This window comes from Azospirillum lipoferum (genome assembly GCF_024170005.1).
GTDB classification, from domain to species: domain Bacteria; phylum Pseudomonadota; class Alphaproteobacteria; order Azospirillales; family Azospirillaceae; genus Azospirillum; species Azospirillum lipoferum.
Genome location: NZ_JALJXJ010000002.1, coordinates 86,147 through 100,227, shown reverse-complemented (window position 1 = coordinate 100,227; position 14,081 = coordinate 86,147). Strand labels below are relative to the sequence as shown.

At 64.5% G+C, this 14,081-nt stretch carries 14 protein-coding genes; 3 read left to right on the top strand and 11 right to left on the bottom strand.

Features of this window, described 5'->3' with window-relative positions:
* Nucleotides 1–150 precede the first annotated feature (150 nt).
* Nucleotides 151–654 (top strand): hypothetical protein, encoded by a 504-nt coding sequence (locus tag J2848_RS04335; RefSeq protein ID WP_149230295.1) that lies wholly within the window; start codon nt 151–153, stop codon nt 652–654.
* 3 nt (nt 655–657) lie between these two features.
* Here J2848_RS04335 and J2848_RS04330 read toward each other — a convergent pair whose 3' ends face one another.
* Nucleotides 658–1,308 (bottom strand): GNAT family N-acetyltransferase, encoded by a 651-nt coding sequence (locus J2848_RS04330; protein ID WP_149230296.1) that lies wholly within the window; start codon nt 1,306–1,308, stop codon nt 658–660.
* 391 nt (nt 1,309–1,699) lie between these two features.
* Between J2848_RS04330 and J2848_RS04325 the strand changes: the two genes are divergently transcribed.
* Complete coding sequence (locus tag J2848_RS04325) at nt 1,700–1,870, top strand: hypothetical protein (RefSeq protein WP_170306921.1); 171 nt, start codon at nt 1,700–1,702, stop codon at nt 1,868–1,870.
* An 87-nt stretch (nt 1,871–1,957) separates the two neighbouring features.
* On the opposite strand, the gene J2848_RS04320 is transcribed toward J2848_RS04325, so the two are convergent.
* The 4 genes from J2848_RS04320 to J2848_RS04305 all read right to left on the bottom strand — a co-directional run bounded on the left by J2848_RS04320 (nt 1,958) and on the right by J2848_RS04305 (nt 5,983).
* A complete protein-coding gene (locus J2848_RS04320) occupies nt 1,958–3,304 on the bottom strand; it encodes a globin-coupled sensor protein (protein WP_149230297.1) in 1,347 nt (448 codons plus the stop codon).
* A gap of 352 nt (nt 3,305–3,656) precedes the next feature.
* Nucleotides 3,657–4,547 (bottom strand): RNA polymerase sigma factor RpoH, encoded by an 891-nt coding sequence (rpoH, locus tag J2848_RS04315; RefSeq protein WP_149230298.1) that lies wholly within the window; start codon nt 4,545–4,547, stop codon nt 3,657–3,659.
* Nucleotides 4,548–5,262: 715 nt separating this feature from the next.
* Nucleotides 5,263–5,673, bottom strand: a complete 411-nt coding sequence (locus J2848_RS04310; RefSeq protein ID WP_149230299.1) for a Ros/MucR family transcriptional regulator — start codon at nt 5,671–5,673, stop codon at nt 5,263–5,265.
* Between the two features lie 34 nt (nt 5,674–5,707).
* Nucleotides 5,708–5,983 (bottom strand): HU family DNA-binding protein, encoded by a 276-nt coding sequence (locus tag J2848_RS04305; RefSeq protein ID WP_012974184.1) that lies wholly within the window; start codon nt 5,981–5,983, stop codon nt 5,708–5,710.
* A gap of 436 nt (nt 5,984–6,419) precedes the next feature.
* On the opposite strand from J2848_RS04305, the gene J2848_RS04300 reads away from it, so the two are divergent.
* Nucleotides 6,420–7,412, top strand: a complete 993-nt coding sequence (locus tag J2848_RS04300) for a TerC family protein (protein ID WP_149230300.1) — start codon at nt 6,420–6,422, stop codon at nt 7,410–7,412.
* A 51-nt stretch (nt 7,413–7,463) separates the two neighbouring features.
* Here the strand turns inward: J2848_RS04300 and J2848_RS04295 are convergent, their stop codons facing one another.
* The 6 genes from J2848_RS04295 to J2848_RS04270 form a co-directional block, all read right to left on the bottom strand.
* Nucleotides 7,464–7,922 (bottom strand): hypothetical protein, encoded by a 459-nt coding sequence (locus tag J2848_RS04295; RefSeq protein ID WP_149230301.1) that lies wholly within the window; start codon nt 7,920–7,922, stop codon nt 7,464–7,466.
* A 1-nt stretch (nt 7,923) separates the two neighbouring features.
* Nucleotides 7,924–9,876, bottom strand: a complete 1,953-nt coding sequence (locus J2848_RS04290) for an acetoacetate--CoA ligase (protein WP_149230302.1) — start codon at nt 9,874–9,876, stop codon at nt 7,924–7,926.
* A 245-nt stretch (nt 9,877–10,121) separates the two neighbouring features.
* Nucleotides 10,122–10,757 carry a glycerol-3-phosphate 1-O-acyltransferase PlsY gene (plsY, locus tag J2848_RS04285; RefSeq protein WP_211103061.1) on the bottom strand — a complete coding sequence of 212 codons (636 nt, stop codon included), beginning with the start codon at nt 10,755–10,757 and terminating at the stop codon, nt 10,122–10,124.
* On the bottom strand, nt 10,726–12,021 hold the full coding sequence (locus J2848_RS04280; RefSeq protein WP_149230304.1) for a dihydroorotase: 1,296 nt from the start codon (nt 12,019–12,021) through the stop codon (nt 10,726–10,728). The genes plsY and J2848_RS04280 overlap by 32 nt, the downstream gene beginning before the upstream one ends.
* Entirely contained in the window at nt 12,021–12,995 is a 975-nt protein-coding gene (locus J2848_RS04275) for an aspartate carbamoyltransferase catalytic subunit (RefSeq protein WP_085089487.1), read from the bottom strand. The genes J2848_RS04280 and J2848_RS04275 overlap by 1 nt, the downstream gene beginning before the upstream one ends.
* A 57-nt stretch (nt 12,996–13,052) precedes the next feature.
* Nucleotides 13,053–13,940, bottom strand: coding sequence for a transcriptional regulator GcvA (locus J2848_RS04270; protein ID WP_149230305.1), 888 nt, complete (start codon nt 13,938–13,940; stop codon nt 13,053–13,055).
* Nucleotides 13,941–14,081 lie beyond the last annotated feature (141 nt).

Sequence of the window (14,081 nt, the reverse complement as noted above, 5' to 3'; positions counted from 1 at the left end):
TTGCCGCCGTTCGTTAACGCGACCTTTCCATGATTTTCACTGTCACGGACGACCATTTTTTGTCACAGGCGTAGACGCAAATAAGAATGACTCGCAATTAAAAGCGAGAGGCGCTAGGATGCTCCTGCAACCGGATGAAGGAGCATCGGCATGTGCGGGACGGTGGAAGAGGGGCGGCCCTCGCCCTGGACGGTATCGGATCTGACGACCGCCGAACGGGCGCTGCTGACCGGCGTGCGTCAGTGGTTCCGTGCGGGCACTGCCGGGGCAATGGCGTCGATGCGCATTGGGCTGAATGTGGCTGGGGTGCCGAACACCGCGCTCCTGCCGTTGTTCGCCCTGCTCGGCACTTTTGCGGTGGCTGGCGCCCGCCAGCCGGAGATCCGCTGCCCGGCTTGCAGCCGGATCAGCGCCGATGAGGCCGCCCTGCTGGACTCCTTGGCCGCGGTGCAGAGCGGCGATGCCGAGGTGGCGGCGCAGCTGTTCGACCGCTGGCTTCCGCCAGTCGCCCTGTGCATGGCAACCGACGCGATGGGGGAGTTGGGGGGAATCCTGGACGGCGCCCGCATCTTCCTGCCGCGCCGCCGGGCAGCAAGGCTGATCGCACCGGCAAGCAGTGCGACCGTGGTCGATCTGGCGATGGCGGCGGAATAGGGCTCAGTCGCCGGCCAGCTTCAGGTTTCGACTGGTGTCCGTGCCGGCCGCGGAGCTGCCTTCGGGCAGCCGCTTGTGCAGGAGCCATTGGTCGATTGCGACGCGGACCAGGCGGCCTTCCGGCGTGTGGTAAAGGAACTGCCCGCGCTCTCGCCCGCAATGTTCGTAGCCCAGCCGCTCGTAGAAGGGTAGGACGCCGGCATTGTCGCGGTCCACGCCCAGTTCGGCGAAAGGGACGCCGCGATGGATCACCACCCGTTCGGCCGCGCGTACCAGCCGGACGCCGATGCCGAGCCCGCGAAAGGGCTGGAACACCCGCAATGCCCACAGGGTGGCGCGGCCGCTCGGCCGCTTGCGCAGAAAGTCGATGCAGATCTGGCCGACGGGGAAGCTATTGACGTCGGCCAGCAGCATGGCGCCGTCACCGCGTTCCTGAAGCCGGAAGGCTCCGGCAATGATCTCGCGATGGGGAGTGTGGAGGCCGTACCATTCCAGCGTCGGCAAATCCTCCTGCCGTGCGGGACGAATGGTCAGCGGCAGCGCAAGTGCCGCGCAGTTGCGGCTTTCACCAGTGTCTTTCTCTGCCGCTTCCGGCACGAAGCAGTCGTTGGTGGCCGTGCCGCAGGAGCCGGTACGGCGCTGTGCTGTTGCCATGATGCCGATGCCTCGCAGGTTCTTTCCCGCAACCTGCCGCCGATAGGTGAATTGGCGGCTTTCGCTGACAACCCTACACGGCAGGCGGACGTTCCCGCGCTGCGCTGTCGGGATATGGCTTTTGGTCAGGCATCTACTTTCCCCAATGGATATAAAGCAGATAAAAATTGGCGCTAAATAACGATGTCGTGAGGATATCTCTGTTCCGATGGGAGATCTTACCCCTGGATGAAATATGTCCTATGAAATCCGTTCAGAGTTGAATGCTGGAAGTCTTATTGACGTTTATGGATGTCCTTTGATAGCTCTGCGACCAGAGAGCAACGCTCTTACGTGGGAAGAACAAAGAAATTTTGCCTAAAATACTCAATATTGGGCGGAGGATAAAATCATGATGAGAATCGTCAATCTGGGGCGTATCGGGCTTTTTGTGGCGATGCGCGGCGGTGTTCTGACCAGCCTGGGCGGCCGCAGCCATTGGCGAAGCGCAGACGATGTTCGTCGAGCAGCACAGGCGGAGAATATCCCGATCAGCGATCTGGTGGTCCGCACGCTGCCGTAATCGACTGCGTTACGGGGGACTCTCAGTAAGGACAGGGCGCGTTCGACGGAAGACGCCCTTTCCAATTCCAGCACAATGCAGAGCCGATCAGCCGGCGCGGACGCGGGCCAGGAAACGCTCGACCTCGGTCCGCAGGGTACCGGACTGCCGCGACAACTCGTTGGTCGCTTCCAATACCTGTCGGGCCTCTTCGCCGGCGCTGTTGGCCGATGCATTCACCGCGACGATGGTCTCGCTGACCTCGCGGGTGCCGATGGAGGCCTGCTGGACATTGCGGGCGATCTCCGTCGTGGCGGCACCCTGCTCCTCCATGGCGGTGGCGATGGAGGTGGAGATCTCGTTGATGCGGGCAATGGTGCCGGAGATGGAGCGGATGGCCCCGACCGCCTCCTGGGTCGCGCCCTGGACGGCACCGATCTGCGAATTGATCTCTTCCGTCGCCTTGGCGGTCTGGTTGGCGAGGCTCTTCACCTCGCTGGCCACCACGGCGAAGCCCTTGCCCGCTTCGCCGGCGCGGGCGGCCTCGATGGTGGCGTTCAAGGCCAGCAGGTTGGTCTGGCTGGCGATGTCGTGGATCAGCTTCACCACCTGCCCGATGCGGCTGGCGGCATCGGCGAGGCCCTGAACGGTGGCGTTGGTCCGCTCCGCTTCCGTCATCGCGGCGTTGGCGATTGCGGCCGACTGGGTCACCTGATGGCTGATCTCGCCAATGGAGGCGGTCAGTTCCTCCGCCGCCGCAGCGACCGTCTGGATGTTGACCGACGCCTCTTCGGCGGCGGCGGCGACCTGGGTCGACTGCTCGCTGGTGATCTCCGCCGTGCGGCTCATCGCCCTGGCGGTCCCCTGAAGCTGTTCGGCGGCGCTCGCCACCGCCTGCACCACGCCCTTGACCTCGCGCTCGAAGCTGTCGGCGGTGCTGCCCAGTTCACGCGCGATGATCGCCGCGGTGTTGAGATCGATATAGACGGAGGTGGCGAGGTCCATATCCAGGAACACCGCCTTGTTGATGGCCTGGAGGAGCTGTGACAGCTTTTCCGGCTTCTTGCGGTAGACCTGGGTCGCCAAGTCGATCAGCTTGTTCAGGGTGAAGCAATAGGCACCGGTGTACCAGCGCGGCTCAAGCCCGATGCGCTGGTGGGTCTGGCCGATCTTCAGGACCTGATTGACGTAAGCCTCGTCGAAGGTGCCGGTGAAGACGTTGCGCAGCCAATGCTGCTTCTGCAGGTCGCGGGCGCGGCCGGTCACCGCCGGGTTGGCCAGCATCGGCGCCACCTGCGGCACGGTGCGCAGGTAGCTGTAGAATTCCTCCAGAATCTGATCGATCCGCTGCGCCAGATAGGGTTGGAACTCCCGCAACGTCGCCTTCGTCGCCTCGTCGATGCGCAGGAAGGTGATGCGGTCGATAATCGATTGAGTCTGGGCAGCGTGCGACATGGAGCCCCTCTCCCATTTGATCTATGATGAGCGTACTAAGTATTGCCGAAAATGCAATATTTCCCACGGGCCGCACATCATGCGCAGGCATTCGCATCTTTGCATCGGTCACTTTGTCGCAGTGCACAAAAATCGGTAATAAAAAGAATAGTTTACAAGTCACATGAAGGGAATGCTGAGCACTTCGCGAAAGAAAAAGCCGGCGGAGCCATGGGCGCCGCCGGCGTAAGGTGACAGGTCTGGAGGCAACAGACGGGCCAATAGCCCGCGGGAACGATGCGGAGCCGCGGCCAAGCCGCCTCCGCATGGGTCCCGTCCGGTGCCGTGGCAGCCGGACGGGGAACGGGGTGGCTCAGGCCACCATCGGCGTGGCCGGCCGACGTAGGGCCTGCGCAGCGCTCAGCACTGCTTTCTGGAGCTTTTCGAAGGCCCGAACCTCGATCTGGCGCACCCGCTCGCGCGACACCGAGAATTGCTGGCTCAATGCTTCCAGCGTCGAAGGGTCGTCCTTCAGGCGGCGTTCGAACAGGATGCGGCGTTCACGGGCGTCCAGCCGGTCCAGCGCCTGCCCGACCAGCCGGCGGCGCAGCGCCAGTTCGTCGGCCTCGGCCAGCATGGCGTCCTGGGTGGGACGGTCGTCGGCCAGCAGTTCCAGCCAATTGGTTTCACCGTCCGTCGACAGGGTGGCGTCGAGCGAGCTGTCGTTGGCGGCGAGGCGACGGTTCATCTCCACCACCTCGGTCTCGGGAACGTCCAGTTCGGCGGCGATGGTGGCGACCGTCTCCGGCGACAGGTCACCCTGTTCCAACTCGGCCATCTGGCTCTTCAGGCGGCGCAGGTTGAAGAACAGCTTCTTCTGCGCGGCGGTGGTGCCCATCTTCACCAGCGACCAGCTGTGCAGGATGTATTCCTGGATCGCGGCGCGGATCCACCAGGTGGCGTAGGTGGCGAAGCGGAAGCCGCGCTGCGGATCGAATTTTTGGGCCGCCTGCATCAAGCCGACATTGCCTTCGGCAACCAGATCGACCAGCGGCAGGCCGTAGCCGCCGAAACCGCGGGCGATCTTGATGACGAGGCGGAGATGGCTGCCCACGAGCTGCTCCAGGGCCTGCGGATTCCCGCGCTCCCGCCAAGCGATGGCGAGGTCGCGCTCGACATCCGGGGCGAGGATGGGGAAGCGCTTGGACTCCTCAATGTAGCGGGTCAGGCTGGCGTTTTCACCGGTCAGCAGTTTCTTCAGCACGCGATTGCCTCCTCTCCAACGCTTCCCGGGGCAGCCTCCATTGTTCGAAGGCCGGCCCGGTCGGGGCCCATGGCGGGGATCGCCGTAGAGGCGATGATCCATTGGCGGACGCAGGAATATCGTCCGTCTCTTCGGCTCTGGCTGGCTTTGGTTTGTATTGGGGTTTGCATTTTGCTTGGCGTCTTAAGGAACTGCGTCCTTATGACACTGTTAATGTGGCCGCAGAAATGCAGCGGATCAACCCTTTAAAGGGCGTGTTCCGGGTGTTTTTCGGCGTATACCCAGGCTCTTCTTCCACCTGCACCGGCAGTCCGGGGGAGGAGGCGATCCTATGACCCCTGACCTTCGGCCGGGTGACTTCCGGGCGGGTGGCTTTTCCCCAAACGGTCGAGGCGGATCGGAACCGGCCACTCCGTCTATACCGCACCCGCGAAATGGACTGGAAGCGGGGAGGCTCCCGGTCGACTGAGATAGCGGGAGGCAACTATGCCTCTGCGGTGGGGAAGGTGATAAGACCGCCCGTGGTCCCTCAACCATACCGGAACCCTAGATGGGAAGGCAGAGCTGCTTCGCTACCCGAACAATGGTCATAGGACTTCGACTGGATGCGAGGTAGCCCAGGCGGAACCGCCACGTTGGCATGGGCAGCCGTGACGTAAAGAAAAAGGCGCGCCCTGATGGACGCGCCTGATCTCACAGCGGCGTGCAGTGGCCGTTATTCGGCCGCTGCCCGCTTGCGGCCAAGCCCGAGCTTGGTCGCCATTTCCGAACGCGCCTTGGCATAGTTCGGGGCGACCATCGGGTATTCCGGCGGCAGGCCCCACTTGGCGCGGTACTCGTCCGGCGTCATGTCGTAGACGGTCTTCAGATGCCGCTTCAGCATCTTCAGCTTCTTCCCGTCTTCCAGGCAGACAATGTATTCCGGCGTGACCGACTTCTTGATCGCGACGGCCGGGACCAGTTCGGCCTTGGCCGGGACCGGCTTGTCATCGCCCAGGTTGCGGAAGGCGACCTGGACGCTGTTGATCAGCGTGGGCAGATCCTGAACCGGTACCGAGTTGTTGCCGACATAGGCGGCAACGACCTTGGCGGTCAGCGATTGCAGTTCAGTTTGGTCGATGGTCATGGCTGCGCTCCCCCTGGTGCGTGGATGCGGCGGATCAGCCGTTCACCAGATCGCGCAGCTGCTTGGCCGGCTTGAACTTCGGAGCCTTGGAGGCGGCGATCGCCACGACTTCGCCGGTGCGCGGGTTGCGGCCTTCACGGGCGGCGCGCTCGGCCACCTCGAAGATGCCGAAACCGGCCAGACGCACATCTTCGCCGCGGCCCAGCGCGCCGGAAATGCCCTCGAACACGGCCTGAACGACCTTGGCCGCGTCGGCCTTCTTGATGCCGGCGTTGGTGGCGACGGTTTCGATCAGCTCGGCCTGGTTCATGCAAAACTCCATTTGTTCGGTTTGGTTTCGGTTTTTCGGAGTTATTGGCAGAACGGCACCATCCGCACAAGAGCGAACACAGATTGGGCAACCGTCGGTGTTTTTCTTGCGCGTCATTCGTTCGCCATCTGTGGCGTCGCTGCATCAAACGCCGAGTCCCGATGGCATTTCGTTCGCAACCGCCGCAGTTTTCCAGGGCTTCGGCATATCGGGACCGCTGTCGGGGCTGCGACTCGCAAAGGTCAGGGAAAGATGCAAACCGGCGCCTTTGCTTTCGCAGATGCATGAACTGTTTGGTCCGATCTTGACCCGGGTCACAGCGACACCATCTGCCAGGAAGTTCGGGTCCGGGCCCCTCTGACGATCGAGGCGTCGGTCGTGATGTCGGAACCGCTTGATCTCACCGCTCACGCAGCGTCATCAAGTGGGTTTTGCAATGGACAGTATTTTTGCAATGGTTTTCCTCGAATTTTTGGGAAAACCTGTTTGGATTTGGTTGGTTTTCGTCGGCATCGTCCTGACCCTTCTGGTGCTGGACTTGGGGGTTCTGAACCGCAAGGACCATGTCATCGGCGTCGGGGAAAGTCTGAAGCTCTCCGCCTTCTACATCGCGGTCGCCATGCTGTTCGGCGGCTGGGTCTGGTGGTCGATGGGCGGCGAGGCCGGCTTGCAGTACTACACCGGCTTCTTCGTCGAAAAGAGCCTGTCACTCGACAATGTCTTCGTCATATCGCTGATCTTCAGCTATTTCGCGGTGCCGCGCGAATTGCAGCACCGGGTGCTGTTCTGGGGCATCCTGGGCGTCATCGTCCTGCGCGGCCTGATGATCGGTGCCGGTGCGGCGCTGGTATCTGAATTCCACTGGATCCTTTACGTCTTCGGCGCTTTCCTGCTGCTGACCGGCATCAAGATGCTGTTCGCAAAGGATGAGGAGACCGACATCGGCGAGAATGCCGCGTTGCGGTTCCTGAAGAGCAAAATCCGCGTCACTGACCGCTTTCACGGCCATCACTTCATCGTCAAGCAGCCGGTCGGCGACAGCGGCGTAATGCGCTGGACGGCCACGCCGCTGCTGCTGGCGCTGATCATGGTGGAACTGGCCGATCTGGTCTTCGCGGTCGACAGCGTGCCGGCGATCTTCGCCATCACCACCGATCCGTATCTGGTCTACACCAGCAACATCTTCGCCATTCTCGGCCTGCGTGCGCTGTATTTCGCCCTGGCGGCGATGGTCCATCGCTTCCGCTATCTGAAATACGCCCTGGCCCTGGTTCTGGTGTTCATCGGCGGTAAGATTTTCTACACGCAGGTCTTCGGCAAGCCCGACCCGCTGATCGCGCTGGGCGTCACTTTTGCCCTGATCGGTGGCGGCGTGCTGGTCTCGCTGTGGAAGACCAGCCGCGAAACCAAGACCGCGGCAGCCGAGTAAACAGGGGCGTTGGAAAGGGGGCGGTGCGTGGGTGCCACCCCCTCGTCATGTTCAGAACCCCAGCCTGGCCAGTTCGGCGATGCTCTCCGCGGCGGTGCGGTGGAGGATAAAGCGGCCGGCCGCGGCCTCCCACGGGTCGCGGGCCTTTTCGCGGTCGTCGACCAGGATGGCGCCTGGGCTGGCATAGCGCGCCTTGTCGCGGGCCATGCAGGTGATGACCGGCACGTCGGCCCCCAGCATGCGGGCAACCCATCGTTTCTTCTGCTCCGGCGCCCAACTGCCCAGTGGCAGGCCGGTCAGGATGGTCGGCCGGTGCGGCGCGCAGAAGGCCCAAAGCTCCTGCGCGTCATGCATGAACTCCAGCGTGCCGAAGAAGTCGCTGTGGCGGGACAGAGCCCGCCACATCTCCTTCATCGGCAGCTGTTCCGGCCGCTTGCCGGTGACCGCGACGACGCCCCGGTCGAAATCGGCAAGCACGCCGTCGAGGTCGAGGAACAGCGGCGCTGCCACCTCAGGCCCCGCTCAGTTCCGTCCGCTCGCGGAACTCGTCGAGCGCCTGCGGGTTGGATAGCGCCTCCGTATTCTTGATCGGACGGCCATGCACGGCGTCGCGCACCGCCAGTTCGGTGATCTTGCCGGAGCGGGTGCGCGGAATGTCGGTGACCTGCACGATCTTCGCCGGCACATGGCGGGGGGAGCAGTTGTCCTTGATCCGCTTGCGGATGGTGGCGGCGAGAGCCTCGTCCAGCGTCATGCCCTCGCGCAGAACGACGAACAGCACGACGCGGACGTCGCCGTCCCATTCCTGGCCGATGCAGACCGCCTCCATGATCTCCGGCAACTGTTCGACCTGACGGTAGATCTCCGCCGTGCCGATGCGCACGCCACCGGGGTTCAGCACGGCGTCCGACCGGCCGTAGATCACCCAGCCGCCATGCTCGGTCTGCTCGATGAAGTCGCCATGGACCCAGACGTTGGGAAAGCGGTCGAAATAGGCTGAGCGGTATTTCGAACCATCCGGATCGGCCCAGAAGCCGATCGGCATGCTGGGGAAGGGGCGGGTGCAGACCAGTTCGCCCTTCTCGCCGCGGACGGCATGGCCGTTGTCGTCGAAGGCCTCCACCGCCATGCCGAGGCCGCGCGTCTGGATTTCGCCCTTCCACACCGGAGAGATCGGGTTGCCCAGCACGAAGCAGGACATGATGTCGGTGCCGCCGCTGATCGAAGCGAGATGGACGTCCTGCTTGATGGCGCGATAGACGAACTCGAAATTCTCCGGCATCAGCGGCGAGCCGGTGGAGGTCAGGGTGCGGACGCTGGCGAGAGAGTGGGTCCTGATCGGCTCCAGCCCGGACTTCTCCAGCGACTGGATGAACTTGGCCGAGGTGCCGAACAGGGTCACCTGCTCCGAATCGGCATAGTCGAACAAAATGTTGCCGGTCGGTGCGAAAGGCGAGCCGTCATAGAGCACCAGCGTCGTACCGCTGGCTAGACCGGTCACCAGCCAGTTCCACATCATCCAGCCGCAGGTGGTAAAGTAGAACAGCCGGTCGCCGCGCTTCAGGTCGCAGTGCAGCCGATGTTCCTTGATATGCTGGAGCAGCGTGCCGCCGGTGCCATGGACGATGCATTTCGGCTTTCCGGTGGTGCCGGAGGAATAGAGGATGAACAGCGGGTGGTCGAAGGTGACCCGCTCGAAGGTCGGTTCGGTTGCTGGGTGGGGCGCCATGAAATCCTGGAAGCCGACGGCGCCGGGGATCGCCGAGAGGTCGGGGGCCTTGTCGACATAGGGCACGATAACGGTGACGACGACGGTCGGCAGGTCCTTCAGGACCTCGGCCACCTTGGCACGGACATCGTGGCTCTTGCCGTTGTACCAGTAGGCGTCGGGGGCGAAGACCACCTTCGGCTCGATCTGGCCGAAGCGGTCGGTGATCCCCTGAGTGCCGAAATCGGGCGAGCAGGAGGACCAGACTGCGCCCAGGCTGGTGGTGGCGATCATCGCCGCTAGCGTTTCCGGCATGTTCGGCATGATGGCAGCGACACGGTCGCCCTTGCCGACGCCCTTGGCCTTCAGCGCCTGCTGCAGGCGGGAGACGGTGGCCTTCAACTCCGCCCCGCTCCAGCGGTACTTCACCTTGTCCTCGCCCCAGAACACAACGGCATTGTCGTCGAGGGCGCCGGCCAGCAGGTTTTCGGCATAGCTGAGGCGGGCCTCTGGGAACCAGCGGGCGCCAGGCATCTTCTCGCCGTCCAGCAGGTCGACGCCACCCAGATCGCCGGTCAGCCCCGCCCATTCCCACAGGAAGCGCCAGAACCGCTCCTTCTCCGCGATCGACCAGTTGTAGAGTGCGTCGTAATCGTCCAGCCGCAGTCCGAAGCGCGCATTCGCCGCCTCGCGGAAGGCGGTCAGGTTGGCCTGCGCGATGCGCTCCTCACTCGGGCTCCACAGCGGAGTGTCCATTCTCGGTTCCCTCAGCGTCTCGTTTTCCGCCGGCGCCAGCCGCCGGCTCGCCTGCCGGGTTGCTTGTTCGTGCCCCGGATTGCCATGGAGCATAGCGCATGGCCGCACCGGTTGTCTGCGTCCGGGTGGGCGAAATTGGATAGGGCGGGCAGGGGCAAGGGCAACGGAATCAAGGCGATGCACAAGAAAAAGGCGGGGAGTTTCCTCCCCGCCCCATCTCCGATCTGCCCTGTCGGTCCGCTCGCTCAGGCCGCCTTCTTCTTGCCGGCGCCGATCTTCGGTTCCTCGCCCTTCAGCAGGCGGCGGATGTTCGTCTCGTGCCGGATGAAGACCAGCACGGCGATAAACAGGCAGAGGCCGCCGACCAGCGGCCCGCCGAAATACCAGCCGGTCAGCGGGCTGAGGCCCAGCGCCGTCAGCGCCGACAGCGAGGAAATGCGGAAGAGCGCCGCCATGACGATCCAGGTCAGGCAGGCCAGCAGCCCGACCGGCCAGGACACCGCCAGCAGAACACCCAGCGCCGTCGCGACACCCTTGCCACCCTTGAAGCCCAGCCAGACTGGGAAGCTGTGACCGAGCATGGCGCCGCCAGCCGCCAGCACCGCCGCCTCCGGCCCGGCCCACCACAGGGCCAGCAATGCCGCGATGGCGCCCTTGCCGCTGTCGAGCAGCAGGGTGGCGAGCGCCAGCGGCTTGTTGCCGGTGCGCAGGACGTTGGTGGCGCCGATGTTGCCGGAGCCGATCTGGCGGATGTCGCCCAGACCGGCCATCCGAGTCAAAACCAGACCGAAGGGAATCGAGCCCAGCAGGTAGCCCAGCAGGGCGGCAAGCACGAGAGTCAGCACCGGATCAGTCCTCCGCCTGCCAGACGGTACGGCCATCGACGATGGTGCGCAGCGGCCGGCCCTGGACCGGGCGGTTCTCGAAGGGCGAGTTCTTCGACTTCGACTTGAAGCGGCTGACGTCGATCTGCCACGGCACGTCGGCATCGAAGACGACCAGATCGGCCGGCCCGCCCTTGACGATCCGGCCGACCGGCAGGTCGAGAATGGCCGCCGGGTTGGCGGTGACGCAGGCCAGCGCCTTCAGAAGCGGCATTATGCCCTTGTGCACCAGTTCCAGCATCAGCGGGAACAAAGTCTCCAGCCCGATCACGCCGGGGGCGGCCTGGGCGAAGGGCAGGCGCTTCTGGTCCTGATCCTGCGGCACATGGTCGGAGGCGATGGCATCGATGGTGCCGTCGGCCAACCCCTCGACGACGGCGCGGCGGTCCATCTCGCCGCGCAGCGGCGGCGACACCTTCGCATAGGTGCGATAGTCGCCGACGTCGGTTTCGGTCAGGGCGAAGTAATGCGGGGCGGTGTCGCAGGTCACCGTCAGCCCGCGCGCCTTGGCGCGGCGGATCAGGTCGACCGACTCGCCGGTAGTGACGTGGGCGAAGTGCAGGCGCCCGCCGGTCAGTTCGGCCAGCCGCAGGTCGCGCTCGATCATGATGATCTCGGCCTCGCGCGGGATGCCGACAAGGCCGAGGCGGGTGGCGATCTCGCCAGAATTCATCATGCCGCCCGAGGCCAGCGACGGCTCTTCCGGATGCTGGACGATCAGCTTGCCGAAGGTCTTGGCATAGCTGAGTGCCCGGCGCATGGTCTTGGCGCTGGCGATGGCTTTGGTGCCGTCGGTGAAGGCGACAGCACCGGCCTGACCCAGCAGACCCATCTCGGTGATCTCGTTGCCTTCGGTACCGCGGGTGGCCGAGCCGTAGGCAAAGACCTTGACCAGCTTCACCTCGCGGGCGCGCCGCGCGATGAATTCCAACCCGGCAACCTCGTCCAGCACCGGGTCGGTGTTGGGCAGCAGCGCCATGGCGGTGATGCCGCCGGCCGCTGCGGCGCGCGAGGCGCTCTTGATCGTGTCCTTCTCTTCCTCGCCGGGCTCGCCGATCAGCACACGCATGTCGACGAGGCCGGGGGCGAGGCACTGGCCGGCGAGGTCAATCACCTCCGCCCCTTCGGGCGTGGAGTCGCTGAACAGGCCGGGACCGAAATCAGCGATTTTTTCACCGTCGATCAGCAGATCGCCGCGCTGGTCGAGGCCCGTCGCCGGATCCAGCAGGCGAGCGTTGCGGTAGACGATATGCGAACTCATCAGACGGCTCCCGCAAGGTCGGACTGGCGGCGTTCACGGGTCAGCAGGTCGAGCACGGCCATGCGGACCGCCACGCCCAGTTCCACCTGATCGAGGATCATCGAGCGCTTGAGGTCGTCGGCGACCTCCGAGTCGATCTCGACGCCGCGGTTCATCGGACCGGGATGCATGATGACCGCGTCGGGCTTCGCCACCTCCAGCTTCTCGTAATCGAGGCCGTAGAAGTAGAAATACTCGCGGGTCGAGGGGACATACTGGCCGCTCATCCGCTCGGTCTGCAGGCGCAGCATCATCACCACGTCGGCGTCGCGCAGTCCGGTCTTCATCGAATGATGGACTTCGACGCCCAGCCGTTCGATCTGCGACGGCAGCAGGGTCGGCGGCGCCACGCAACGCACCCGGGCGCCCATGGCGTTCAGCAGGTGGATGTTGGAGCGGGCGACGCGGCTGTGCAGGATGTCGCCGCAGATCGCCACGATCAGCCCGTCCAGCCGGCCCAGGCGGCGGCGGATCGCCAGCGCGTCGAGCAGGGCCTGGGTCGGGTGCTCGTGGTGGCCGTCGCCGGCATTGATGACCGAGCAGTTGACCTTGTCGGCCAGCAGCTTGACGGCACCCGAATCGGCGTGGCGTACCACCAGCGCGTCGAGGTGCATGGCGTTCAGCGTCATCGCCGTGTCGATCAGGGTCTCGCCCTTCTTCACCGAGCTGCTGTCGGTTGACATGTTGATGACGTCGGCCCCCAGCCGCTTGCCGGCCAGTTCGAAGCTGGTGCGGGTGCGGGTGGAGTTCTCGAAGAACAGGTTAACCTGCGTGCGGCCGTCCAACAGGTTGGACTTCTTCACGGGGCGGCGGTTCTGCTCGACATAGCCATCGGCGAGGTCGAGAATCTGGGTGATCTCGCCGGCCCGCAGCCCCTCGATTCCGAGGAGATGGCGGTGCGGGAAGACCGTGTCGGGGGACGGGTTCGCGCTCATGGCCGCGGACTATAGGAGCGGTCCGTTACGCCCGCAAGCCGCTCTATACGGCGCATTTCAGACCGCTCCCGCCTCTTCGAACAACCAGTCGTGGAAGGCCTTCACCTTGGGCCGGGAAAAGTAATGCTGCGGCGCCACGACATAGTAGGCGAGGCTTCCCGGCAGCCGCACCTCGAACAGCCGGACCAGCCTTCCGGCGGCGATGTCGTCGGCCACCAGCACGCCGCGGGCCAGCGCAATGCCGTGGCCGTTGATCGCCGCCTGGAGGGTGAAGGACGAATCGTCGAACCGCAGACCGCGTTCGGTGTCCACCCCCTCGATCCCCGCCGCCCGGCACCATACCGCCCAGGAGATGTTGTAGTCGTCGTGCAGCAGCGTGTGGTGCCGCAGATCCTCCGGGTTCACCAGCGGCCGGTTGCCGGACAGCAGTGACGGATGGCCGACCGGGAAGATGTCCTCGGTCAGCAGCCGCTCAACCCTTAGATCCGGCCACAGCCCGTTGCCGAAGCGGATGGCCAGATCGACGTCGTGGCGGGCGAAATCGACCACCTGCGCCGTGCTGTGCACCCGCACATCCATCTCCGGATGGCGTTTCTGGAATCGGACCAGCCGCGGCACCAGCCATTTCGAGGCGAAGCTGGGCATGGTGGAGATGGTCAGTGTGCCGCTGCTGTCGGCGCGGATCAGCCGGTCGGTCGCCTGGGACAGCGTGTCCATCGCCTCGCGCACCGGCGGCAGGTAGCTCTGCCCGGCCTCGGTCAGCGCCAGCGCCCGGTTCATTCGGCGAAACAGCGGTAATCCGAGCCATTCCTCCAGTGCCTTGATCTGATGGCTGACGGCGGCCTGCGTCACATGCAGCTCGTCGGCGGCCTTCGTGAAGGAAAGATGGCGGGCGGCGGCTTCGAAGGCGCGTAGCGCGTTCAGCGGGGGCAGGCGGCGGGACATGGCGGGGGACGGATCCGTGGCTGGATTCGGATTAGCAAAGCTAATCGATTCTATGAGAAAGCGTCGTTTGTCGGCAAGCGCGCTCTGCCCCATTCTCAGTTTCACAAGCGATCAAACACTGAACGGAGCGGCGAGGCCGAA